This window comes from Bradyrhizobium sp. Ses1 (genome assembly GCF_059512365.1).
This window is the reverse complement of record NZ_JCAMOQ010000024.1, coordinates 97,798-120,856: the sequence shown is the minus strand read 5'-3', so window position 1 is coordinate 120,856 and position 23,059 is coordinate 97,798. Positions and strand designations below refer to the sequence as shown.

The 23,059-nt window shown below is 63.1% G+C and carries 21 protein-coding genes and 2 pseudogenes; 9 read left to right on the top strand and 14 right to left on the bottom strand.

The window, feature by feature from the left end; genetic code table 11:
* The 3 genes and pseudogenes from AC5ZG5_RS25675 to AC5ZG5_RS25665 all read right to left on the bottom strand — a co-directional run.
* A pseudogene (locus AC5ZG5_RS25675) lies at positions 1-482 on the bottom strand (IS21 family transposase); the annotation flags it as partial.
* Between the two features lie 908 nt (positions 483-1,390).
* The gene (locus tag AC5ZG5_RS25670; protein ID WP_456644557.1) at positions 1,391-1,654 is read right to left on the bottom strand and encodes a hypothetical protein; all 264 of its coding nucleotides are present in this window, start codon (positions 1,652-1,654) and stop codon (positions 1,391-1,393) included.
* A gap of 131 nt (positions 1,655-1,785) precedes the next feature.
* Positions 1,786-2,328 carry a recombinase family protein gene (locus AC5ZG5_RS25665; RefSeq protein WP_456644556.1) on the bottom strand — a complete coding sequence of 181 codons (543 nt, stop codon included), beginning with the start codon at positions 2,326-2,328 and terminating at the stop codon, positions 1,786-1,788.
* A gap of 288 nt (positions 2,329-2,616) precedes the next feature.
* Here AC5ZG5_RS25665 and AC5ZG5_RS25660 point away from each other — a divergent pair, with 288 nt between their 5' ends.
* Positions 2,617-3,591 (top strand): hypothetical protein, encoded by a 975-nt coding sequence (locus tag AC5ZG5_RS25660; RefSeq protein WP_456644555.1) that lies wholly within the window; start codon positions 2,617-2,619, stop codon positions 3,589-3,591.
* 21 nt (positions 3,592-3,612) lie between these two features.
* Here the strand turns inward: AC5ZG5_RS25660 and AC5ZG5_RS25655 are convergent, their stop codons facing one another.
* The 7 genes and pseudogenes from AC5ZG5_RS25655 to rsmI form a co-directional block, all read right to left on the bottom strand.
* A complete protein-coding gene (locus AC5ZG5_RS25655; protein WP_456644554.1) occupies positions 3,613-4,542 on the bottom strand; it encodes a restriction endonuclease in 930 nt (309 codons plus the stop codon).
* 41 nt (positions 4,543-4,583) lie between these two features.
* Positions 4,584-4,985 (bottom strand): hypothetical protein, encoded by a 402-nt coding sequence (locus AC5ZG5_RS25650; protein WP_456644553.1) that lies wholly within the window; start codon positions 4,983-4,985, stop codon positions 4,584-4,586.
* A gap of 889 nt (positions 4,986-5,874) precedes the next feature.
* Positions 5,875-6,516, bottom strand: a pseudogene (locus AC5ZG5_RS25645) (magnesium chelatase domain-containing protein); the annotation flags it as partial.
* A 112-nt stretch (positions 6,517-6,628) separates the two neighbouring features.
* Entirely contained in the window at positions 6,629-7,600 is a 972-nt protein-coding gene (locus AC5ZG5_RS25640) for an MBL fold metallo-hydrolase (RefSeq protein ID WP_028164793.1), read from the bottom strand.
* Positions 7,601-7,759: 159 nt separating this feature from the next.
* Positions 7,760-8,707, bottom strand: a complete 948-nt coding sequence (gene gshB, locus AC5ZG5_RS25635) for a glutathione synthase (RefSeq protein ID WP_456644552.1) — start codon at positions 8,705-8,707, stop codon at positions 7,760-7,762.
* A 28-nt stretch (positions 8,708-8,735) separates the two neighbouring features.
* The gene (locus AC5ZG5_RS25630; protein WP_456644551.1) at positions 8,736-9,149 is read right to left on the bottom strand and encodes a YraN family protein; all 414 of its coding nucleotides are present in this window, start codon (positions 9,147-9,149) and stop codon (positions 8,736-8,738) included.
* Positions 9,136-10,089 carry a 16S rRNA (cytidine(1402)-2'-O)-methyltransferase gene (gene rsmI, locus AC5ZG5_RS25625; RefSeq protein WP_456644550.1) on the bottom strand — a complete coding sequence of 318 codons (954 nt, stop codon included), beginning with the start codon at positions 10,087-10,089 and terminating at the stop codon, positions 9,136-9,138. The genes AC5ZG5_RS25630 and rsmI overlap by 14 nt, the downstream gene beginning before the upstream one ends.
* Positions 10,090-10,379: 290 nt before the next feature.
* Here rsmI and AC5ZG5_RS25620 point away from each other — a divergent pair, with 290 nt between their 5' ends.
* A complete protein-coding gene (locus AC5ZG5_RS25620; protein ID WP_130225524.1) occupies positions 10,380-11,609 on the top strand; it encodes a penicillin-binding protein activator in 1,230 nt (409 codons plus the stop codon).
* Between the two features lie 111 nt (positions 11,610-11,720).
* On the opposite strand, the gene hemW is transcribed toward AC5ZG5_RS25620, so the two are convergent.
* From hemW to rph, 3 genes are read right to left on the bottom strand one after another with little or no spacing between them, the layout of a single operon-like run.
* Complete coding sequence (gene hemW, locus AC5ZG5_RS25615) at positions 11,721-12,878, bottom strand: radical SAM family heme chaperone HemW (RefSeq protein ID WP_456644549.1); 1,158 nt, start codon at positions 12,876-12,878, stop codon at positions 11,721-11,723.
* Entirely contained in the window at positions 12,871-13,500 is a 630-nt protein-coding gene (rdgB, locus tag AC5ZG5_RS25610) for an RdgB/HAM1 family non-canonical purine NTP pyrophosphatase (protein ID WP_456644548.1), read from the bottom strand. Before rdgB ends, hemW begins: the two co-directional genes overlap by 8 nt.
* Before the next feature lie 10 nt (positions 13,501-13,510).
* A complete protein-coding gene (rph, locus tag AC5ZG5_RS25605) occupies positions 13,511-14,224 on the bottom strand; it encodes a ribonuclease PH (RefSeq protein WP_028164800.1) in 714 nt (237 codons plus the stop codon).
* 156 nt (positions 14,225-14,380) lie between these two features.
* Here rph and hrcA point away from each other — a divergent pair, with 156 nt between their 5' ends.
* Together hrcA and grpE are read left to right on the top strand one after the other, a co-directional pair.
* Positions 14,381-15,469, top strand: a complete 1,089-nt coding sequence (gene hrcA / locus AC5ZG5_RS25600; RefSeq protein ID WP_028164801.1) for a heat-inducible transcriptional repressor HrcA — start codon at positions 14,381-14,383, stop codon at positions 15,467-15,469.
* Between the two features lie 235 nt (positions 15,470-15,704).
* Positions 15,705-16,313 (top strand): nucleotide exchange factor GrpE, encoded by a 609-nt coding sequence (gene grpE / locus AC5ZG5_RS25595; protein ID WP_028164802.1) that lies wholly within the window; start codon positions 15,705-15,707, stop codon positions 16,311-16,313.
* Between the two features lie 70 nt (positions 16,314-16,383).
* On the opposite strand, the gene AC5ZG5_RS25590 is transcribed toward grpE, so the two are convergent.
* A complete protein-coding gene (locus tag AC5ZG5_RS25590; RefSeq protein ID WP_456644547.1) occupies positions 16,384-17,319 on the bottom strand; it encodes a hypothetical protein in 936 nt (311 codons plus the stop codon).
* A gap of 431 nt (positions 17,320-17,750) precedes the next feature.
* On the opposite strand from AC5ZG5_RS25590, the gene dnaK reads away from it, so the two are divergent.
* From dnaK to pyrF, 5 genes are all read left to right on the top strand, one after another.
* Entirely contained in the window at positions 17,751-19,649 is a 1,899-nt protein-coding gene (gene dnaK / locus AC5ZG5_RS25585) for a molecular chaperone DnaK (protein ID WP_130225528.1), read from the top strand.
* A 142-nt stretch (positions 19,650-19,791) separates the two neighbouring features.
* Positions 19,792-20,922 (top strand): molecular chaperone DnaJ, encoded by a 1,131-nt coding sequence (gene dnaJ / locus AC5ZG5_RS25580; RefSeq protein WP_456644546.1) that lies wholly within the window; start codon positions 19,792-19,794, stop codon positions 20,920-20,922.
* Positions 20,923-21,109: 187 nt separating this feature from the next.
* Positions 21,110-21,712, top strand: a complete 603-nt coding sequence (locus AC5ZG5_RS25575) for a class I SAM-dependent methyltransferase (protein ID WP_456644545.1) — start codon at positions 21,110-21,112, stop codon at positions 21,710-21,712.
* A 46-nt stretch (positions 21,713-21,758) separates the two neighbouring features.
* Entirely contained in the window at positions 21,759-22,337 is a 579-nt protein-coding gene (locus AC5ZG5_RS25570; protein ID WP_130225531.1) for an NADPH-dependent FMN reductase, read from the top strand.
* Between the two features lie 6 nt (positions 22,338-22,343).
* Complete coding sequence (gene pyrF / locus AC5ZG5_RS25565) at positions 22,344-23,057, top strand: orotidine-5'-phosphate decarboxylase (protein WP_456644544.1); 714 nt, start codon at positions 22,344-22,346, stop codon at positions 23,055-23,057.
* Positions 23,058-23,059: the final 2 nt, after the last annotated feature.

Here is a 23,059-nt window from a genome sequence, read left to right as displayed (position 1 = left end):
TCGCCATAATCGACCTGGGCTTCCTCGCCGGGGTCAAACTCGAGACGGTCAAACTGTTTGGGATCGATGTGGCGCAGGGCACGCACGAAACGCTTGACGCTCTCGTAGCTGGCAGTGAAGCCGAACTGGTCAACCAGATCCTGGTAGATCGCCTGCGCATTGCGCTTCAGACGGACCTGCTGTTCGATCCAATCCCGATGCGGTTCACAGGCTGAGCGGGCGAAATCAAACGTCTTGGCGGCCACCTTCACTCCGATAGCCGGCGGTCGCGGAGGTGGGGGAGTTTGGCCATCGGCGGCCTCGGAGCCGGCGGTCACCCCGGGGGAATTTGCCTCCGCCGCTCGCCGGGACGCGAAAATCGCCTGGTAGCGCCGGATCGTCTTGCGGTCGATCCCCGTCAGCCGCTGGATCTCTCGTTGGCTCGTCTGGCGCTCAAGTAACGTGAATACAGTGCTTTGCAGATGCGGCTTCAAGACGTTCAACTCCCCGTCCCCTCTTCCCTAAAAGGGGGCGAAAATAAACGTCCTGCTACGCGCTTTGCGGCCGATCAGCCGCCCAGCCAGGCGGAATCAGGTGGGGGAGTTTGAGGTGACCTCACCCGGGGGATTTTGACCAACCGTCGGGGGCCATTGTGTTCTCTGTGTTCCTTTCGAGCGCGCCTTAGCGGCTGGGTGTTGTGTGTAATCAGCCGTCCGCAAAGGCGGATCGGTGAGTGAGTGCCGTAGAGGGTGAGGAGGGAATGGTACCTAGGGTACCCTTGGAGGGGTTAGATGCCTCTCCCTAGAGGTTGTAACTTGAGGCCGCTAAGTGGTTGAAATTGTTGCTTGCAGCCGGATTGATACTTGTCCTAATTGTCCGTATGAAATGCACTTATGGGGCGTAAGCATTTGATATTGCGGGCCCCTACAGCGCCGCTGTCCGCCCTTAGCGGGCTCTGAGGCTCGGCGGTACTTCCAGCGAAGCAACCACCCTGTTTGCCCCAGGAAGCCCGCTGTGCTCCTGGGGGCGGACCAGCTACAGCCATCTGTACGCGCCCCTATGGCCCTCCTAGGGGCTCCAATCGCCCTCTATCCTACTATGTCGGGACGTTGATCTGCTAAGTGCCTGAATTTGTTGCTTTCAGCCGAATGATACACTGTAGAGGTACGGGTTCCCACCGGGGGCCTCAGCGTGCGCCCAGCGCGCACTGGTGGGCCCCTACGGTACTTTGCAGGAAGCGCTCCCCCCTGTTCAGCCGAGCAGAGGCCAAGGGCTTTAGCCCGACTTTTTTGAAATAGGGGGCCCCAAAAACCATGGCCCAGGGTCCCATGCCCCATAGGGGACCCAAATCCCCCATCGGCCGCCTGGATGGCCGCTTCCGTGGGTCAGGCGGCCCAATGTTTCCCTGCGTTTAACTACGCAGCAGGAACCACCCGCCGACGGCTAGCACCAAAAGGATCAGCCACACCCACGCCCACCGGCCCTCCCGAATAGTCTTCGCCTCAAAAGCTAGCCAAGCCTCCGCTCGCCGCCCTTCGGCCTCTTCAGGATACACCCTGTCCAGTATGCGGTTGAGCGTGCCCTCGATCCGGCCGAGGCGAGCGCGGAAGTCGTTAACAGTGTAGATGACGATCCCGATAGCGACGGCGACCCCAATAGGCGTCCAGAAATCCACCACCAGTCCCCCATTCGCCCATTAACTGCACTCGCGCAGACCTGGAACATGGCGGAACCGGGTCGAATGGGCAAGGCGAGTTCCAGCGGGGGCAGGCAGGTGACTTCAGCCGAGCAGAGGTCATGGGCCCTTCAGCCCTCCAAGACGCGGTACACCGAAGCACGGCCAATCTTGAGGGCCTTCGCGATGTCCGACGCCCCCATGCCTTGCGCCCGCAGCGCCTTCACCTGTGCAGGATCAATGGACGCCTTGCGACCTTGGTACACCCCGCGTGCCTTGGCGTCCGCTATGCCCTCAAGCTGACGTTCTTTCCGCAGGTTGGTCTCGAATTCAGCGAACACACCGAGCATGTCCAAAAAGCACTTGCCCGCCGCTGTGCTGGTGTCGATGGGCTGCTCAGTGGCCTTCAGGGAAGCACCACGGGCCTTCACGGTGCGCACTATGTCCTGAAGGTCTCCAATGCTGCGTGCGAGCCGGTCAACGCGGGTGACCATGAGGACATCACCGGCCCGAAGGAACTCCAAGACGGTCCTTAGCTCCTCCCGGCCTGCTGTGGTGGTGCCGCTGCGCTTCTCTGCCCTGATCAGGTCGCACCCCGCCGCGCGCAAGGCCGTCTCTTGCAGTTCGAGGTTCTGGTCGGTGGTACTGACGCGGGCATAGCCGATGACCGTCATGAGGCGCTCCTGTCTCGTTAGGCTCTAGACCACGAGAACATGATGTCTCGAAATAGATAAGTCAACCCTAATAAGACAGGATATTCGTCTCGCCGCTGTGTCTCGGGAGGGCATACCCAACTGGGGCGGAATTTGCCGAGCCGCAAGATCAGCAAAGCAGGAGGGGGCACCGCGCGTAAACACCTGCGGCACTCCCAAGAGCCGAGACCTCGATCGGGATAGCTGGGACTACTCCTACATATATATAAATACCAACCGCGATTCGCTGGGGGCGGTCCATTGGCACGAATGACGCGCGAAGAGCGCGAGGCAGTCGCAGAGACACGTCTGATGCGTGTCCTGGGCACCATGACGATCGCGAACCAGAGGACGCTCGAGCAGAAGATTTCTGACGCCGGACCCTTCAACCAGCGCATCGATCCGCACGTTCTTTCCGATGTCCGAAGGCGCCTCATACACGAGGGCCGGATTGGTCGGGTCACCGCCGCCAACGCGCCATGGTTCTACGCCGGCAATACGCCGCCTGAGCAACGCGAGGCGCGGCTCCGCGAACTCGTCGCCGTTTATGAGCCTTACACAAGGATCGCCACCCGCATCGGGCAGGTGTTGGAAATTGCCACTTACCGCGCGCTTTGCCAGCTAGCTGACGCTGAGTTCTATGGCCGCTTCAAAGACCTCAAAGAGCACGACGACAGCTCCATGTATAGCAAGGAAGAGCCGCCACAGCACATCGGCACACGCTCATTGCATGGTGACGAACGGCTCGATTTTATCCTTCGTACCGCTGACGCTGGCTTCGTGGGAATTGAATGCAAGAACGTCAGACACTGGATGTATCCGCACGTCGATGAGATTAAGGAGACGCTACGGAAATGCATCGCGCTCAACGCTGTGCCTGTCCTGATCGCCCGGCGCATTCCATTCGTTACGTTCAACGTGCTCGGAAAATGCGGGCTCATCATCCACCAGACTTACAACCAGCTAGTGCCGGTATCGGACACAGCTCTCGCCGAAAAAGTCCGTGATAAGACACTCCTCGGCTACCACGATGTTAGGCTCGGCAATGAGCCCGACAATCGGCTCTTGAAGTTCATTACCAAGAACCTGCTGGCGGTCGCAGCCGAGGCGAGGGCGAAGTTCGAAGATAATCTGCACCTCTTAGAAGCATACGCTTTTGGCGACATGGGATATGAGGAGTTTGCGGGCCGGGTGCTGCGCAGGTCCCGCGGCGAGGACGAGCGCGGAACGCCGCCTTGGGAGTGAAAAAACCTCTACAATGAACGATCAATCGTCTTCGGAAAAAAAGTCCTCGTCGATCCGCTTGAATTGGACTGCACGGTTTACGCGCACCCCAATATCGTGCTCGATCATCAATTCGGTTAGAGTCTCGCCGTCCAACAGCACAACCCTTTGAGCAAGGTACCTTGCGAATTCGACAGCTTGCTGACTGAATTTCGAGGTGGTCACGAACACGCCCTTGCTTGCGCCAAGGCCGACCAAGCTACCTACGAAAGCCTGCACTTCAGGCCGACCGACCACATTTTCCCAGCGTTTGGCTTGGATGTAGACCCGGTCAAGCCCCAAACGATCCTCATTGATAACGCCATCGATGCCGCCGTCTCCCGAGCGGCCGAGCTGTTCGGCGGCATCCTTGTGTGAACCGCCGTACCCCATTCTCAAAAGCAACTCGATGATGATCTGCTCGAAAAAAGATGGGCTGTTTATCATTATCCGTTGAAGCAGCTCGGCCTTTAGGGCGGAGTGAATGGCCGCGTGTGCGGCTTCAATCTGCTCTTCCGGAGTTCTGTCTGAACTGAGCCCGGCGGATCGGGCGCTCGGCTCCTGGGTCTCTTCCCCGTCCGATCCGGACGCGCTGCCACGGTAGAATTCCGCAAACCCCGGATAGCCAAACAGTAGTTCGTTATCAATCCGGTCGGGGTTGCGGCCGAGCAGCTCACGCCCTGAGTCGGTCGCCACAAAGCGCCTCCCGGGGGCGGGTGCAATAAGGCCCGCTTTGCTAAGGTAGAATTTGGCCCAGTGCAGCCGATTATGCAGAACCTTCTGTCGACCGCTCGGGAGCATTTCGTCGCGCTCCGCGGTAGCTAACCCGAACTGATCCGCAATGCGCTGATCGATTTCAGGAACCCGAACAGACTGTTCTGCTGCGCATTTCAAAACCGGAAGCATTAAGGTCTGATAGTTAGGAATTGCCACTGCCCACCTCGAAATATTGTTCGATAACGATAGCTTCCGAGTCAGTCATCCCACGCGAACACATGCTCCTCCTTCTGGAAGGTGCGGTCGGTGCGATAGTAGCTCGTGATCGACTCGTCACCGTTGCCCGCGAAGTGGCCGTAGAGCCCGAATTCGTCGATGTCTTTGAAATAGAAGCCCACACGGAACTCGGCGAAGTGGTTGACATGGAACGCGGACAGATGGGCCGTCTCGAATAGCAACTCGCCGTCCTTTGCCTTCCAGAACAGCCCTTCGCGGTCGCGCCAGTTGTATTCCCGCATGCCAGTCTTGATGTGCTCATAGAGCCGCCTGTCTCTCATTCGCCGGTCGGAGGCGACCTTCGCGGCTTCCGCCTGCTTCTGGCTACGCCACAGAATGAACGCCCCCACAGGCACCAGCACGATCAGAAGTGACCAGTCCATCCCTCACCCCTCCCCTTCTCCTCGCAAGGCGCAGCTCCCCAACGCAGCACCGCCACACCGCCAACCCCGGTCAGGACCGACACGTCATACATCGAAGGGAACCCAAAGCCACTACGCCGGGCATCCGGGCCCCCGCTTGAGCCACTAACGGGCCCATAGAGGCCGCTGTTCTGTGCAGCTCGGACCCGTACGTGAACAAATAGGGAACAGGCGCAAAGCTTGTGCTATACGTGGATAACCACTGGATAACCGCGTGGAAAACACCGGGAAACTGTCTGCCGATGATAGAAGGAACAGGTCGGAAACGGCGAATGCTGTGATCGCCCACTGGGCACGCAATGCGCGAACGGAGGCGCAATCGTGTGGCCGGGGACCAAGGGACCCAATTCCCCAGGGATCACAACAATGGCTCGTCCAGCGTCGTGTCCGATACACCAGCCTGTGGCTGTCTGCGACTATGTGCGCATTCGGCTCGGGAAGGTGGAGTATGTGCGTGCGCACTGCAGGAGCCTACCGTGCCGATAAGGCAAGGCAGGTCTCCCGCAGCTTCTGGGTAGGTTCCTTAACGGGGCCGTTTGGGGTCGCTCGGTTGCCGCCGGGTGACCCCCTTCCGTTTTCAGCAAGGCCCTGCAAGGCTTGTTACCGTACGACGATTTGCCGCCGGACTACAATGTGTGGCGTGAGCACGAAGCCCTTGAAACGACTCACGTTCGGCGAAAACGTCCACAAGATAGTTACGGGTCGGGCGCTGCTGTTGCGAGCTAGGCGGCGGCTGATGCCTTGAAGTCTGCCGTTTGAAGTCGGGGAGGGCGGGTCAGGCAAAATAGGGTCCCGAGCGCGCGATATGGGACCCGCAAATCCGGCACCATTCCCATTGACGAAATCACCTGAGGAGGTGATGCCCGCCCGCCGCCGCGATCTCGAGCGCCCGCTTGGCGCTTTCCTGGCCCTTGATGTCGCGGAGGTCGAGCAGCGTCTCCTTCTGCTCATGCACCTTCGGCTGTGGGCGCGACAGTACCTGCGTGCCCTTGAAGTGATTGGCGATCTGGATCAGCGAGTGTGCGGCGATGATCTGGATGTCCGGGCTCGCCCACGCCGCCTCCGAGCCGCAGGCCGCCGGGCAGATCAGCCCCTCGTCGCGCGAATTGGCGCCGATCGCCGCCGGCAATACGCCCGCGACCGCCGCGATCGAGCCGTCCAACCCGAGCTCGCCCAGCACCGTAAAGCCGTTGAGCGCATCCGGCGGGATGGCCCCGATCGCCGCCATCAGCCCGAGCGCGATCGGCAGGTCGTAATGGCTGCCTTCCTTGGGCAGGTCGGCGGGCGCCAGATTGACGATGATCCGCCGCGCCGGCAAAGCGAGGCCTGAGGCGATCAGTGCCGAGCGAACCCGCTCCCGCGCTTCGGAAACCGCCTTGTCCGGCAGGCCCACGATCGCAAAAGCCGGCAATCCCGGCGCGACCTGCACCTGCACGTCGACCGCGCGAGCCTCGATCCCCTCGAAAGCGACGGTGGAAACGCGTTGAACCATGCTGCCCCCTTGCCACAATCGAGGGTAGCCGAAGGCAGCGCCAAGCACAAGAACATTACGGGAACGCGGGCTCCGGGACCTACCGCGCGGCCGTCCCAGAGCCCGGGCAGGCTTACAGCGTCATCTGCATCGGTTCGGGATAATAATGGAAGCCGTCGCCGACCTTGGCGACATGGCCGTAACCGGGCCAGGCGAAGTGATAGGACATCACCGGGGTCTTGTTGGCCGCCAGCATCTCCAGCAGTCTCACCCGCGAAGCCGCCGCCTGTTTCGGGTCGGTATCGTAGGAGAATTCCATCCGCGGCCGCTCCAGCAGCAGCACCGCGTGGTGCGAGAGATCGCCGAGGAAGGCGAAGGATTTGCCGGCCGAGCTCACCATGAAGATGTGGTGGCCGACGGTGTGGCCGGGCGCTGCGATCGCCTGCACGCCGGGCAGGAATTCCTGGCCGTCCTTGAAGAACACCAGGCGGTCGCGGACCGGCATGAGATTCTTGCGCGCGTGAATGACAAAGTCCTTCAGCGGGCTGCCCATCTTGCCTTCGTCGGTCCAGTAGTCGAAGTCGCTCTGGGCGATATAGACCTGCGCGTTCGGGAACAGCGGCTTGTCGTTGGCATCGACGATGCCGCCGATGTGGTCGATATGCGCATGCGAGCAGACGACGGCGTCGATGTCCTCAGGCTTGATGCCAGCCTCCGCCATGCTCTTCTGCTGGCGGCCGGTGGTCGGACCGAACGCTTTCGACGTGCCCATGCCGGTGTCGAACAGGATCAGCTTGTCGCCGGTGTTCACGATCGGCGAATTCTGCTCCAGCACGACATTGTCGGGCGACAGGAAATTGTCCGACAGCATCTTCTTCACTTCTTCCTTCGGCACGCCGGTAAACGTGCCGGAGGGATCGCCGAGCGGCAGCGGGCCGTCGGAGACGACGGTGACTTCGGCATCGCCGAGAATGAAGCGGTGCCAATAAGGCGTTTGCGTGCCGAGCTTCGGCGCGCGTGCCAGCGCGCTGCCGCCGAGCAGCGTGCTTGCACCAAGGCCGGCGCCGAGCGCGAGCAGGGACCTTCGCGAGACATTGATCGTCATGCTTTTCCTCCACATTTTTGTCGAGTTATCTTTGGCAAGTCGCCGCCTTGCCGCCCGCGAACAGGTCCTGCCCCGCGACTTGAAGGCGAGCAGGGGCATGCTGCGCCCGCTGCCGCAAGCTGACAAGAGGTCTCAGAGAGGAAGGAAGACGAACGGGCCTTACGATTTCGTGCGCTTTGATTCGATCACGTCCCAGATCCTGGCGGCCACGTCCGGACCGCCGAGCCGCGAGATAGCGCGGATGCCGGTTGGCGAGGTGACGTTGATCTCGGTGAGATAGCCGTCGATCACGTCGATGCCGACGAACAACAGGCCACGCTCGCGCAAGGCCGGGCCGAGCGTCGTGCAGATCTTGCGCTCGCGGTCGGAGAGTTCGGTCGACTGCGCCGCGCCGCCGCGCACCATGTTGGAGCGCAAATCGTCCGCCGCCGGCACGCGGTTGACGGCACCGGCGAATTCGCCGTCGACCAGGATGATGCGCTTGTCGCCATGCTTGACCTCGGGAAGGAAGCGCTGGATCACCCAGGGCTCCTTGAACGTCACCGAAAACATGTCGAACAGCGAGCCGAAATTCATGTCCTGGGGCATGACGCGGAACACCGCGGCGCCGCCATGGCCGTGCAACGGTTTCATGACGACAGCGCCATGCTCGTCGCGGAAGGCGTTGATCTCGTCGAGGTCGCGCGAAATCAACGTTGGCGGCATGAGCTGCGGAAAGTTCATCACGAACAGCTTTTCCGGCGCATCGCGGACGCTGGCAGGATTGTTGACGACCAGGGTCTTCGGGTGAAGGCGCTCGAGAAAATGCGTCGAAGTGATGTAGGCGAGATCGAACGGCGGATCCTGCCGCAGCAGGATCACGTCGAAATTGGTCAGCGGCTCGCGCTTCGGCTCGCCGAGCGTGAAGTGATCGCCGATCTCGTCGCGCACGGAAAGGACCTGCACCGGCGCCACCAGCTCGTCGCCGCGCAGCGAGAGCTTGTCAGGCGTGTAGTAGGAAATGCCGTGGCCGCGCTTCTGCGCTTCGAGCAGCAGCGCGAACGTCGAATCGCCGCGGATGTTGATGCGCTCAATGGGATCCATCTGGACGGCGACGTTCAATTTCATGGGCTTTGGGTCCGGTCTCTCGAGGAAGTCATGCGCTGGCGTCGAACGCCGCCAACAGATGGCGCGGCAAACGCTTGGGCGCAATCAGCATGGCGTCGAAACGCATATCGAATTCCGCATGTTCGGGATGCGCCATCAGCCAGGCCTGGGCGGCCGCAATGATGCGCTGCTGCTGGCGCGGCGTGACGGCATAGGCGGCCTCATCAAAGCTGGCGCGGGCCTTGACCTCGACGAAGGCGAGCAGGTTGCGCTTGCGCACCACCAGGTCGATCTCGCCATAGGGCGTGCGGAAGCGCTTGGCGAGAATGCGATAGCCCTTGGCCATCAGATAGGCCGCGGCGCGGCTTTCCGCCGATAGCCCGGTGCGGAACGCAGCGACCCGTTCGGGCGAGGCGAGCTTTGTGTCCGCCCCCTGCGGCGAGCTGCCGTCACTCTTGGCCATCGTCGCCCCGCAGTTCCTTTGCGAGTTCGAGGGCGCGGGCATAGACCTCGCGGCGCGGCCGGCCGGAAAGCTCGACTGCATGCGCAACCGCATCCTTGACGCTGTCGCGCAGGAGTGACGCGCGCAGCAGTTCGTCGAGCTGATCCTGCCCCATCACCTGCGCGTCCGCCGGCGGCGGACCGATCACCAGCACAAATTCGCCGCGCGTCTCCAGCGCGTCCCTGGCCGCCGCCAGTTCGGCGATCGGGGCGCGCCTGATCTCTTCGTGCAGTTTTGTCAGCTCGCGGCAGATCGCGGCGTCGCGCCCGCCCATGATCGCGGCGAGGTCGGCAAGCGTCTCCTGCACGCGGCTGCCGGATTCGAACAGCACCAGCGTTGAGTCGATCCTGGCGAGCTCAGAGAGCCGCGTGCGCCGGGCCTGTTCCTTCGCAGGCAAGAAGCCCTCGAAGAAAAAGCGGTCGGTCGGCAGCGCCGCGACCGAGAGCGCCGTCAGTACCGATGATGCCCCGGGTACCGCGACCACGTGGTGCCCGGCGGCGCAGGCCTCGCGCACCAGCTTGAAGCCGGGGTCGGAGATCAGCGGCGTGCCGGCGTCGGAGACCAGCGCGATCACGGCGCCCTCGGCCAGCCGCTGCAGGATTTTTGGCCGGGCCTGGGCCGCATTGTGCTCATGGTAGGGGGTCAGCTCGGCTACAATCGTGTAACGCTCGGTCAAACGGCGGGTGATGCGGGTGTCCTCGCAGGCGATCAGGTCCGCGCCGGCGAGTGTCTCCAGCGCGCGAAGGGTGATGTCGGCGAGATTTCCGATTGGTGTTGCAACCAGATGGAGGCCGGGAACCGGCTTTGGCGCGTTCAGCACATGACCGCCGATGGAAAATGTCCTGTTGGGGACGTCCATCCCGGCGTCAGCGCCGTATCTTGAGCTGGCTTTTGCGCGCATAGTGCCAATCTAGAGCATCATCCGGAAAAGTGGACACCGGTTTTCCGAAAGATCGTGCTCGAACGAAGAGTGCGAGAGCGCCGGCGCCATAACGCGCTTGCGTCTTGCGGAGGGGGAGCGGCTGTGCTGCGCCTTGGTGAGGGGGTCGCGGTCCACAGCGGGCAATTCACCATGGGGATAATCCCTTTGTTTTGGTTAACTATTCGCCGACAATATGCCTGATTCCATCCTCCATTGGTTCGGCAGTTGGAATCCCGGCCCGAACACGGCCGGTCAAGAGAAGAGACGAGATGGTGGGCCCGCATAGCCGCAAACCAAAATCCCCGGGTCTGCAAGGTTCCGCCGCGACCCGCCGGACAGCACTCGGCCTGATGCTGGGTGCTCCCCTGCTGGCCGCCTGCTCGGGGGTGCAGCAGACCCTTAGCCAGTTTACCAGTCCGTCCGGCTCGCCGCAGCCGGAAGCAGCCCCCGCCGGACCGCAGCAGCAGCCGCAGGCGATCGGCAACGGGCAGGTCAAAGTAGGGTTGATCTTGCCGCTGTCGGCGGCCGGCAATGCCGGCCTTGCCGGGCAGTCGATGAAGAACGCCGCCGAACTGGCGCTGGCGGAATTCCAGAACCCGAACATCCAGCTCCTGATCAAGGACGACGGCGGCAGTCCGCAAGGCGCCTCCCAGGGCGCGCAGCAGGCGATCGGCGAAGGCGCCGAAATCATTTTGGGCCCGCTGTTTGCGCAGTCGGTGCCGGCCGTCGCCCAGGTGGCGCGCGGGCGCGGTATCTCAGTAATCGCGTTCTCGACGGATTCGAGCGTGGCGGGACGCGGCGTCTATCTCCTGAGCTTCCTGCCGGAGTCTGACATCAACCGGATCGTCGAATATTCCGCGAGCATTGGAAAGCGCTCCTTCGCCGCGCTGGTTCCCGACAATGCCTATGGCAATGTGGTCGAGGCCGCGTTCAAGCAGGTGGCCGGCCGCAAGGGCCGCGTCGTCGCGTTCGAAAAATACGGCGCCGATCGCGCCACGCCGGCACGCACGGTGGCGCAATCGCTCGCCCAGGCCGATGCGTTGTTGCTCGCCGATGACGGTGATTCGGTGGTAGCGACGGCAGACGCGCTGACCGCAGCCGGCGCCAATCTGCGCAACATCCAGCTTCTGGGCACCGGCCTGTGGGACAATCCGCGGGTGTTCGCGAATCAGGCGCTGCAGGGCGGTCTGTTTGCCGCGCCGGATCCGTCCGGCTTCCGCGCCTTCGCGGGACGTTACCGCAGCAAATACGGCTCCGAGCCCGTGCGCACCGCAACGCTCGCCTATGACGGCGTTGCGCTGGTGGCCGCGCTGGCGCGGACACAAGGTGCTCAGCGCTTCCAGCAGGAAACGCTGACCAATCCTTCCGGCTTCGCCGGTATCGACGGCCTGTTCCGCTTCCGCGCTGACGGCACCAACGAACGCGGCCTTGCGGTGATGAAGGTTGCGACCAGCGGCGCCCAGGCGGTCGCGGGCTCACCGAAGAGTTTTGGGGCGTGATGAAGCGGCCGTAGCCCGGTGAAGCGCAGCGCAACCCGGGATTCTGTCGCGTGCGGATGGAGAGGCCCCGGATTGCGCTTCGCTCCACCCGGGCTACGAATTGTGCGTCGACTACGCGGCCAAATCCGCCACCACGGCATCCAGCACCGGGAAACCTGACTTGGTCACGCGTAGCCGTCCGTCGGTGTCGACGATGATGGCGCCCTCTTCGCGCAGCACCGCGATGCGGCGCGGGTCGAGTGCACGGCCTGAGAGCGACGCATAGCGCGTGGGGTCGATGCCTTCGGCGAGACGAAGCCCCATCAGCAGGAATTCGTCGGCGCGCTCCTCGCTGTTGAGCACCTCGTCCGTGATGACGCCGCTGCCATTGGTTTCGACACGCATCACCCAGGCTTCCGGCCGCTTCTCGGTCGCGGTGGCGTGACGGCGGCCGTTGATGTCGAGGCGGCCATGTGCGCCCGGGCCGATGCCGGCATATTCGTCGCCACGCCAATAGACGAGATTGTGCCGGCACTCCGCGCCGGGGCGGGCGTGATTGGAGATCTCGTAGGCCGGCAGGCCTGCTTGCGTACAGACCTCTTGCGTCACGTCGTAAAGCGCGCGCGCGACCGCCTCGTCCGGCGTCTGCAATTTGCCGGCGGCATGCAGGCCAAAGAACGGCGTGCCTTCCTCGATCGTGAGTTGATAGAGCGACAGATGCTCGGCGGCTTCCGCGATCGCATGCTTCAGTTCGTCGGCCCACATCGCGGGAGTTTGATCGGGCCGGGCGTAGATCAGGTCGAAGGAATAGCGATCGAAAGATTGACGGGCGACGGCGACCGCATCGAGCGCTTCGCGCGCAGTGTGTAATCGCCCCAGCGCCTTCAGCGAGGCATCATCGAGCGCCTGCACGCCGAGCGATACGCGGTTGACGCCGGCGGCGCGATAGCCGCGAAACCGTGTGGCTTCGACGCTCGTCGGATTGGCTTCCAGTGTCACTTCGACATCGGGAGCGACGCGCCAATACTTGCCGATCGCATCCAGGATCGCGCCGACCGTCTGCGGCTGCATCAATGACGGCGTACCGCCGCCGAGGAAGATCGAGGACACTTCGCGGCCGGGGACGCGCGCCGCGGTGGTCTCGATCTCGCGCGCAAAGGCACGGGCAAAGCGCGCCTCATCGATCTGCGTATGCCTGACGTGGCTGTTGAAATCACAATACGGGCATTTCGACAGGCAGAACGGCCAGTGCACGTAGACGCCGAAGGCTGCCTGGTCCCGGTCAGTCAAGGCATATCTCCGCCAATTTGACGAAGGCACGGGCCCGGTGCGACAGGCCGAGTCCGAGCGGCGGCAGCCCGTGCTTCTCGACGCTCGTCATCTCGCCGAAGGTGCGGGTATGGCCATCCGGCAGGAACATGGGATCATAGCCGAAACCCGCGGTGCCGCGCGGCGGCCACACCAAAGTTCCATCGGCACGCGCTTCGACCTCTTCGAGGTGCCCATCCGGCCAGGCGACGCAGAGCGCGGAAACGAAATGAGCGCTCCGGCGGTCGGGCGCCGTGGCGCTACGTTCCTGCAAGAGGCGCTCGATCTGCGTCATCGCGGCGGTGAAATCCTTGTTTTCGCCGGCCCAGCGCGCCGAATAGATGCCGGGGGCGCCGTCCAGCGCGTCGACCACCAGCCCGGAATCATCGGCAAATGCCGGGAGATCGGCGGCCTTGGCTGCCGCAATCGCCTTGATCGCGGCATTGGCGCGAAAACTGTCGCCGGTCTCCTCAGGCTCGCCAAGACCGAGATCGCCTGCCGAGATCGCCTCCACGCCATGCGGCGCCAGCAATTCGCGCATCTCGGCAAGCTTGCCGGGATTGTGGGTCGCGATCACGAGCTTTCCAGTGATTCGGCGGTGCATGGCCTATTGACTACGCCACTGCCATTTTCTGCAAGTCGACCAGCCGCGCCACGCCCTTGCGCGCCAACGCCATCAGCGCCAGGAACTCGTCCTGCGAGAACGGCGTCTTTTCCGCGGTGCCCTGTACCTCGATGATGCGGCCGTCGCCGGTCATGACGAAGTTGGCGTCGGTCTCGGCTTCAGAATCCTCGGCATAGTCGAGGTCGAGCACCGGCGTGCCATTATAGATGCCGCAGGAGATGGCCGCGACGTTGTCGCGCAACACGTTGGTTTTCAGCATGTTGCGGGTCTTCATCCAGTTGATGCAGTCGGCAAGCGCGACCCAGGCGCCGGTGATCGAGGCGGTGCGCGTGCCGCCATCGGCCTGCAGCACGTCGCAATCGACCGTGATCTGGCGCTCGCCCAGCGCTTCCAGATCGATGGTGGCACGGAGCGAACGGCCGATCAGGCGCTGAATCTCGATGGTACGCCCGCCCTGCTTGCCGGCGGAGGCCTCGCGCCGGGTACGTTCCAGCGTGGCGCGGGGCAGCATGCCGTATTCGGCGGTGACCCAGCCGCGGCCCTGGCCCTTCAGCCATGGCGGCAGGCGGTCTTCCAGGGTCGCAGTGACCAGCACATGGGTGTCGCCGAATTTCACCATGCAGGAACCCTCGGCATATTTGACCACGCCGCGTTCCAATGAGACGGGGCGCAGTTCGTCGGGTGCACGGCGGCTTGGCCGCATGGGAATCCTCCGGGAATTCGAGCGATATGGCTGGCGGTGCTTGTAGGAGCGGGCAGCCGCAGCGGCAAGCTTTTTGGCCGGCTTCCGGGCGGGTAATGCACGCTTGTCACCGGGCGTGTGGATGGTCAAATTAGAGGCAGTTGTGAGGGAGTTATTGTGGCTCAACACGAACCGGTTGGTTTGATCGCGCCGCACGCCGGGCTTGCCCAGCTCAACGAGCGTTCGCGCGACATTTTTCGTCAAATCGTCGAAAGTTATCTGGCGACCGGCGAGCCGGTCGGCTCGCGTAACATCTCGCGTCTGATCGCGCTGCCGCTGTCGCCGGCCTCGGTGCGCAATGTGATGTCCGATCTCGAACAACTCGGACTGATCTACGCGCCGCATACCTCCGCCGGCCGACTGCCGACCGAATTGGGCCTGCGCTTTTTCGTCGATGCGCTGATGCAGGTCGGCCATCTCACGGAGGCGGAACGGCAATCGATCCAGAGCCAATTGGCTACTGTCGGCCGCGCGCAGTCGGTCGAGGCAGCGCTCGATGAGGCCTTGATCCGGCTATCCGGCCTCACCCGCGCCGCCGCCGTGGTGCTGACGCCCAAATCCAATGCGCGGCTGAAGCATATCGAGTTCGTGCGGCTGGAGCCGGAACGTGCGCTGGTGGTGCTGGTCGGCGAAGACGGGCAGGTCGAGAACCGGGTGCTGAGCTTGCCGCCGGGTGTTCCATCCTCGGCACTGATCGAGGCCACCAACTTCCTCAATGCACGCATCCTCGGCCGTACGCTCGCCGAAGCGCGGCTCGAACTCGAGACCGCGCTGGGACAAAGTCGCGCCGAGCTCGATCAATTGACGCAGAAGGTGATCTCTGCAGGGCTTGCGAGCTGGTCGGGCGGCGACAATGAAGACCGGCAGCTCATCGTGCGCGGGCACGCCAATCTCTTGGAGGATTTGCATGCGCTCGAGGATCTCGAGCGCATCAAGTCGCTGTTCGATGATCTCGAGACCAAGCGCGGCGTGATCGACCTTCTGGGGCGTGCGGAAAGCGCCGATGGCGTGCGGATCTTCATCGGGTCGGAGAACAAATTGTTCTCGCTGTCGGGGTCCTCGACCATCGTTGCGCCCTATAGCGACGGCGCCGGCCGTATCGTGGGCGTGCTCGGCGTGATCGGGCCAACCCGGCTGAATTATGCGCGGGTGATCCCGACCGTGGACTATGCCGCGCGCCTCGTCAGCAGGATCCTCGGCGGCTAGAGCATTTCCGGTTCTGATGGAATCAGAACCGGAACTCTAGATTCTTGTTTTGACGCGCTTTCTTCACGCGAAGCGGTGTCCACCCTCGGATCAGGTCCGAGGGCATGCTTCGCTCGAAAACGCTCTAACCCCGAAACGGGGCCGGTTGCGCTTGATTTTCATGGCCCAAAGCACGATATCCGGGCCAGCCAATCCTTAACTGTTGATCAGACGTGATTTTTCGAAAAGGCAAGCCATGACCGATCCGAACCGGCCAAACGACAACGCCGAGAACCCGGCGCAGACAGGCGAGCCCGTGGTCTCGAAGCCCTACGTCATGCCCGACGATCCCGAACAGGGATCGGCGGAAGCCTTGACCAAGGAGCTCAATGAAGCGCGCGATCGGACGTTGCGCACGCTGGCCGAGATGGAAAACCTGCGCAAGCGCACCAGCCGCGAGATCGCGGATGCGCGCGCTTATGGCATCACCGGCTTTGCCCGCGACATCCTCGACATCGCCGACAATCTGCAGCGTGCCCTCGACGCCGTCCCGGCGGAGGCCAAGGCGGCCGCCGACCCCGGGCTGAAGGCCCTGATCGAGGGTGTCGAATTGACCGAGCGTTCGCTGCACGCCACGCTGGAGAAGAACGGCGTCAAGAAGTTCGATCCCACCGGCGAGAAGTTCGATCCGAACTTTCAGCAGGCGATGTACGAGGTTCCCGACCCCTCCGTGCCCTCGGGCACAGTGGTGCAGGTGGTCCAGGCCGGCTATACGATCGGCGATCGCGTGCTGCGTCCGGCGCTGGTCGGTGTCTCCAAGGGCGGCGCAAAAACCGCGCCGGCTTCCGCCGCACAGCAGAACTGAATCTGCTCAACGCATCGGCTGACGGAATGCTGTTAATGCCGGCCTCGACAAAGGCCGGCAGAGATAGATGTTATCGCGGCTGAATTCCGTCGCGCACGCTGCGGAAGCGCGGGAATGCGGTCGACCATTGATCGCGCGGCGAGGAGCCGATGATGCGCAGCGAGGTCTGCGCACCGAACCGCAGCCATTGCACGATGGTCACCGGCGTATTGTCCTTGCCGCTCACCGCATCGATCCGTGTCTCATAGCCGGGCTGGCCATCGATGCGGATCGGCTCCGACATCGTGATCCGTCCGTCGCGCACGCCGGGAATCGTGGTCGCGATCTGCTGGGCAAAACGGCCGCGATCATCGGGAGAGGCGGCGGTCGAGCCGATGATGCCGATGATCATGAAGGGCGCCACCTCGAACCCGCTCTTCTCGTCGCCATCGGCGACGATCAGCGCGGCGCCGGGTGCCAGCGTGCGGATGTTCTTGAAGTTCGCCAGTTCGGTCATCTTGAACGGCATCAGCCCGAGCTGCTCGTCGACCGGAACCTGATCCCGGATCGCGGCGGTCGAAAACATCTGGCGGACGGCGTCATCGGTATAGATCCTGGCGGCATTCTCCGGGACCTGCATGGCGATGTAGCCGGAGAAGGTCGGGCCGGGCAGGATCATCGAATAGCGCCGCACGGTGCCGGCGCCATCCTTGGCATTCTCGACCGTGTAATAGGCAAGGCCGGCAGCGGTCTCGATGCTCTCCGGCTTGATCCCGCCGGTGCCGCCCGGGTTCGCCTTGAAGGCGTTGGCGACCTCGCCATAGGCCTCCGCCGGCAGGTCGGTGACCAGCACCTTGACGCCCTGGTCCTCGGTCTCGAAGCCGGTGAAGGTTTTCGCGCGATTGAGCCCCACCAGCGGCTTCATCCCGACCCGGGCGCCCGGCGGAAAGACCACGTCCGCGGCAAAGGCGGGAAATGCGGCGGCAACGAACAGGGTGACCGCGGCGAGGAGGCGAATGGGGTTCATGTCAAGGATCTACCGGGTTTGGCATTGAAGCCGTTCAATGGGCGGCCGGTGCGGGCCGCAAGCTGTCGGGCCTCGTTCAGTTGGCCCGCTTTTAGCGGTTTTGATGGCCCGACGACAGGGGCGGGCGGCTCCATGCAGCCTGATGGCACAGGGTGCAATGTCGCAGCTTTCTTGCGCATTCGTTAATGTGGGCCCCAAGACCAAGCCTGGGACCAAAACAGAACCAGACAGGTCCCGGGCCGGACTGACACAATCTTTCAAACGTCAGTCTTTTCAGACCTCAAGGTTGCGTCCAGTCCTTGCAGGCCTTACCCCCCCTCCTATATGAGGCTCATCGTCGCAATATCGCGAGCATTTGAACGTGTGGGGGTTCGGTTCGGTGCGCCGTCAGGGCCCAGCCAACCTGCCTTAGAAAGAAGGAAATCAGAATCATGGGAAAGGTCATAGGGATCGACCTCGGCACCACGAATTCGTGCGTTGCCGTAATGGATGGCAAGAACGCGAAGGTCATCGAGAATTCCGAGGGCATGCGGACGACGCCGTCGATCGTCGCCCTCACCGATGATGGCGAGCGCCTCGTCGGTCAGCCGGCCAAGCGCCAGGCGGTGACCAATCCTGAACGGACATTCTTTGCGGTGAAGCGCCTCATCGGCCGCCGCTACGACGACCCGATGGTCGAGAAGGACAAGAAGCTTGTCCCCTACAAGATCGTCAAGGCATCGAACGGCGACGCCTGGGTCGAGGCCGACGGCAAGACCTATTCGCCCTCCCAGGTCTCCGCCTTCATCCTGCAGAAGATGAAGGAGACCGCGGAAGCGCATCTCGGCCAGAAGGTCGATCAGGCCGTCATCACGGTTCCCGCCTACTTCAACGACGCGCAACGCCAGGCCACCAAGGACGCCGGCAAGATTGCGGGCCTTGAAGTGCTGCGCATCATCAACGAGCCGACCGCGGCCGCGCTCGCTTACGGTCTCGACAAGACCAAGTCCGGCACCATCGCGGTCTACGACCTCGGCGGCGGCACCTTCGATATCTCGATCCTGGAAATCGGCGACGGCGTGTTCGAGGTGAAGTCGACCAACGGCGACACCTTCCTCGGCGGCGAAGATTTCGACATGCGGCTCGTCAGCTATCTCGCCGACGAATTCCAGAAGGAGCAGGGCATCAACCTGCGCAATGACAAGCTTGCCTTGCAGCGCCTGAAGGAAGCCGCTGAGAAGGCCAAGATCGAATTGTCGTCGACGACGCAGACCGAGATCAACCTGCCCTTCATCACGGCCGACCAGACCGGGCCGAAGCATCTGACGATGAAGCTGACCCGCGCCAAGTTCGAGGCACTGGTTGACGAACTCATCCAGAAGACCATTGAGCCCTGCCGCAAGGCGCTGAAGGATGCCGGCCTCACCGCCGCCGAAGTCGGCGAGGTGGTGCTGGTCGGCGGCATGACCCGCATGCCGAAGGTTCAGGAAGTGGTGAAGCAGTTGTTCGGCAAGGAGCCGCACAAGGGCGTCAACCCGGATGAGGTCGTCGCCATCGGTGCTGCGATCCAGGCCGGCGTGCTGCAGGGCGACGTCAAGGACGTCCTGCTGCTCGACGTGACCCCGCTGTCGCTCGGCATCGAGACGCTGGGCGGCGTGTTCACCCGCATCATCGACCGCAACACCACGATCCCGACCAAGAAGAGCCAGGTGTTCTCGACCGCTGAGGATAACCAGAACGCGGTCACCATCCGCGTCTTCCAGGGCGAGCGTGAAATGGCGGCCGACAACAAGATGCTCGGCCAGTTCGACCTGATGGGCATTCCGCCGGCCCCGCGCGGCATGCCGCAGATCGAGGTGACCTTCGACATCGACGCCAACGGCATCGTCAACGTCTCGGCCAAGGACAAGGCGACCGGCAAGGAGCAGCAGATCCGGATCCAGGCATCCGGCGGCCTCTCCGAAACCGACATCGAGAAGATGGTCAAGGACGCCGAGGCCAACGCGGCCGAGGACAAGAAGCGGCGTGAGGCCGTCGACGCCAAGAATCATGCGGACGCGCTGGTGCATTCCACCGAGAAGGCGCTGGCCGAGCATGGCTCGAAGGTCGCCGAGACCGAGCGCCGCGCCATCGAGGACGCCGTCAGCGACCTGAAGGAAGCCTTGAAGGGCAATGATGCCGAAGCGATCAAGGCCAAGACCAACGCGCTGGCGCAGGCTTCGATGAAGCTCGGCGAAGCCATGTACAAACAGCAGGCCGAAAGCGATGCCGCCAAGGACGCTGCGAAGGATGATGTCGTCGACGCGGAGTTCACCGAGGTCGACGACGACAAGAACAAGAAGTCTGCTTAAGACGCGGGCGTAGGATGATGACCCCCATGCCAAGAGCGCGCCAAGCGTCTCCATGGATGGGGGTCATTTTTCGTTAAGCCGGACACTGCATCTTGCCGAACGCATGGTCCGGCATGAGGATGAATTCGGGCGGGTTTGACTGATGTCTACCAAGCGCTGCTATTACGAGACCCTCGAGGTCGAGCGGAACGCGGACGAAACCAAGCTGAAATCGGCTTTCCGTAAGCTCGCGATGAAATGGCATCCGGACCGCAATCCCGGCGATGCCACGAGCGAGGTGAAGTTCAAGGAAATCAACGAAGCCTACGAGGTCCTGAAGGACAACGACAAGCGTGCCGCTTATGACCGCTACGGCCATGCCGCGTTCGAGCACGGCATGGGCGGCGGCGGCCCGGGCTTCGGCGCTGGTTTTGCCTCTTCCTTCTCCGATATTTTCGAAGACCTGTTCGGCATGGCCGGGCAGCGGCGTAGCGGTGGCCGCGAGCGCGGCGCCGATCTTCGCTACAACATGGAGATCACGCTCGAGGAAGCGTATCTCGGCAAGACCGCGCAGATCGAAATACCCGTCTCCGTCACCTGCGAATCCTGCTCCGGCACCGGCGCCAAGGCCGGCACCAAGCCGAAGACCTGCTCGATGTGCGGCGGCGCCGGCCGCATCCGCCAGGCCCAGGGCTTCTTCACGCTGGAGCGCACCTGCCCCGGCTGCCAGGGCCGCGGCCAGATGATCGAAGACGCCTGTCCGTCTTGCTCCGGCTCCGGTCGGGTCACGCGCGAGCGGACGCTGTCGGTCAATATTCCCCAGGGCGTCGAGGATGGCACCCGCATTCGCCTCGCGGGCGAGGGCGAAGCCGGCGTCCGCGGCGGTCCGTCCGGCGACCTCTACATCTTCCTGTCGCTGACCCAGCACGCGTTCTTCCAGCGCGATGGCGCCGACCTGCACTGCCGCGTGCCGATCTCGATGGTCACCGCGGCCCTGGGTGGCGAGTTCGATGTGCCGACCATCGACAAGGGTAAGACCAAGGTGAAAGTACCGGCCGGAACGCAATCCGGCCGCCGATTCCGCATTGCATCAAAGGGCATGCCGGTGCTGCGCTCCCGCCAGACCGGCGACATGTATGTCCAGGTCGTGGTCGAAACGCCCCAGAATCTGACCAAGAAGCAGCAGGAATTGCTGACGGAGTTCGAAAAGCTCTCCTCCGGCGCGACGCAACCGGAAGCGGTAGGTTTCTTCTCCAAGGTCAAGGACTTCTTCGGCACTCGGACGGGTACCTAGCGTGGTCGCGGAAGCGATGGGCGTAACAGTGCCGAAATCCAAATTGGTGCACGGCGTTATCGCCGAACTGCGTTGCGGTTCGGCGGAACAGATGCGCGGGCGATCTGCTTGACCATAACGGCTTCGACCTATACCTCTTTATGACTGTTTTCTGACAGCCGCTCGCGCGGTCCCGCCTGGTAGCGACATGCCCCTGCAATCGTCCGTGCGTCCGTTGAAGAAGCCCCGTCTCGACGACGAGGTCCGCTTCCTCCGGTCATGGATCGAAAAACCGCTGCATGTTGGCGCGGTGATGCCGTCGGGCCGGTTGCTCGCGCGCACGATGGCGCAATATGTCGATGTCAGATCGGAAGGTCCCGTCGTCGAACTTGGTCCCGGGACCGGTGCGATCACCAACGCGCTGATCGAACATGGCGTCGATCAGAAGCGGCTCGTGCTGGTCGAATACAATCCCGGCTTCTGCGCGCTGCTGCGCGAGCGCTATCCGCAGGCCAAGGTGGTGCAGGGCGACGCCTACAGGCTTCGGGAATCGCTCTGGGACGCTTTACCCGCGCCGGCCGCAGCGATGGTCTCCGGCCTGCCGCTGGTCACCAAACCGATGATCACGCGCCTGAGATTGATCCGCGACGCCTTCGCGACCCTGGCGCCGGGCGCTCCCTTCGTCCAATTCACCTATTCGGTCGTCCCGCCGATCCCGAAATCGCTGCCGGGCGTGTCCACAGAAGCTTCCGAGCGGATCTGGATGAACCTTCCGCCCGCCCGGGTCTGGGTGTATCGCAAAGGGCGGTGACACCCGCGCGTCGCGCGGCGGGTCTGCCGAACGCGATTCAAAAATAATGTCTGCGCTGAAAATACTTGTGATCCCGGGGTCGCTGCGATCAGGCTCGCTCAACGCGAAGCTCGCGGCCGTTGCGGCGCATGAATTCGCGCAGGCGGGCGCCGAGGTCAGCCGCATCTCTTTGGCCGATTTTCCGCTGCCGATCTACGACGGTGACCTGCAGGCAAAATCCGGCGTGCCGAAGAACGCGATCAATCTCAAGCGCATGATCGGCGCGCATCATGGCGTCCTGATCGTGACGCCGGAATATAATTCCTCGGTGCCGCCGCTGGTCAAGAACACCATCGATTGGGTGAGCCGCGTGCAGGATGCCCATGAGACCCGCGGCCAGGTGTTTCGCGATCGTGTCTTCGCCATCGCTGCCGCCTCCGGTGGCCGGCTCGGCGGCAGCCGCGCATTGGCGGCGCTGCGCCTCATCCTGTCGGCCTGCCAGGCCCCCGTGATCCCGAACCAGCTCGCGCTGTCATTTGCCGAACATGCCTATGACGATATGGATCGCTTAAGGCATCCCGCCGATATCGAGGCGATGCAGGCAATGGTGCGGCAATTGATCGACCTTTCTCAACGCATGATGTGAGGTGACATGCAGCCAGCCGATATCGCGCCGAAGGACCGATTGATCGTGGCCCTCGATTTGCCCAGCGTCATCGTAGCGGAAGCGATGATCGACAAACTCGGCGACAGCGTGAATTTCTACAAGATCGGCTATCAGCTCGCTTATGCCGGCGGCCTGCCGCTGGTGCGCGCGCTCGCAAGCGCCGGCAAGAAGGTCTTCGTCGATCTCAAGCTGCATGACATCGGCAACACGGTGGCGCGCGGCGTCGAGAGCATCGCGACGCTTGGCGCGACCTTCCTCACCGTGCACGCCTATCCGCAGACCATGAAGGCCGCCGTCGAAGCGCGCGCGGGATCGAACCTCAGGATTCTCGCGGTCACGGTGCTGACGTCCTATGACGACAATGATCTCCACGCCGCCGGCTATCGCTTCAACGTTGCCGATCTCGTCGAGGCGCGCGCCCAGCAGGCGCAGGTGCTCGGCGTCGATGGGCTCGTGAGTTCGCCGGAGGAGGCGGCCTCGCTGCGCAAGATCGTCGGGCACCAGATGAAGCTGGTGACACCAGGCATCCGCCCGGCCGGTTCCGCGAGCGGCGATCAGAAGCGCATCATGACGCCGTCACGTGCAATCGCCGCCGGCGCTGACTATCTGGTGGTCGGACGGCCGATCCTGGAAGGTGCCGACCCCAAAGCTGCCGCAGAAGCCGTCCAGGCTGAGATCGCGCAGGCGCTCGGATGGTAACA

Coding starts and splice junctions, on each gene's coding strand:
- AC5ZG5_RS25630 (WP_456644551.1), bottom strand. CDS start 9,149: ATGGCCAAGAGTGACGGCAGCTCGCCGCAGGGGGCGGACACAAAGCTC.
- pyrF (WP_456644544.1), top strand. CDS start 22,344: ATGCAGCCAGCCGATATCGCGCCGAAGGACCGATTGATCGTGGCCCTC.
- AC5ZG5_RS25575 (WP_456644545.1), top strand. CDS start 21,110: ATGCCCCTGCAATCGTCCGTGCGTCCGTTGAAGAAGCCCCGTCTCGAC.
- AC5ZG5_RS25570 (WP_130225531.1), top strand. CDS start 21,759: ATGTCTGCGCTGAAAATACTTGTGATCCCGGGGTCGCTGCGATCAGGC.
- AC5ZG5_RS25590 (WP_456644547.1), bottom strand. CDS start 17,319: ATGAACCCCATTCGCCTCCTCGCCGCGGTCACCCTGTTCGTTGCCGCC.
- AC5ZG5_RS25665 (WP_456644556.1), bottom strand. CDS start 2,328: ATGACGGTCATCGGCTATGCCCGCGTCAGTACCACCGACCAGAACCTC.
- AC5ZG5_RS25660 (WP_456644555.1), top strand. CDS start 2,617: ATGACGCGCGAAGAGCGCGAGGCAGTCGCAGAGACACGTCTGATGCGT.
- AC5ZG5_RS25650 (WP_456644553.1), bottom strand. CDS start 4,985: ATGGACTGGTCACTTCTGATCGTGCTGGTGCCTGTGGGGGCGTTCATT.
- grpE (WP_028164802.1), top strand. CDS start 15,705: ATGACCGATCCGAACCGGCCAAACGACAACGCCGAGAACCCGGCGCAG.
- dnaJ (WP_456644546.1), top strand. CDS start 19,792: ATGTCTACCAAGCGCTGCTATTACGAGACCCTCGAGGTCGAGCGGAAC.
- rdgB (WP_456644548.1), bottom strand. CDS start 13,500: ATGCACCGCCGAATCACTGGAAAGCTCGTGATCGCGACCCACAATCCC.
- rsmI (WP_456644550.1), bottom strand. CDS start 10,089: ATGCGCGCAAAAGCCAGCTCAAGATACGGCGCTGACGCCGGGATGGAC.
- AC5ZG5_RS25640 (WP_028164793.1), bottom strand. CDS start 7,600: ATGACGATCAATGTCTCGCGAAGGTCCCTGCTCGCGCTCGGCGCCGGC.
- rph (WP_028164800.1), bottom strand. CDS start 14,224: ATGCGGCCAAGCCGCCGTGCACCCGACGAACTGCGCCCCGTCTCATTG.
- AC5ZG5_RS25620 (WP_130225524.1), top strand. CDS start 10,380: ATGGTGGGCCCGCATAGCCGCAAACCAAAATCCCCGGGTCTGCAAGGT.
- dnaK (WP_130225528.1), top strand. CDS start 17,751: ATGGGAAAGGTCATAGGGATCGACCTCGGCACCACGAATTCGTGCGTT.
- gshB (WP_456644552.1), bottom strand. CDS start 8,707: ATGAAATTGAACGTCGCCGTCCAGATGGATCCCATTGAGCGCATCAAC.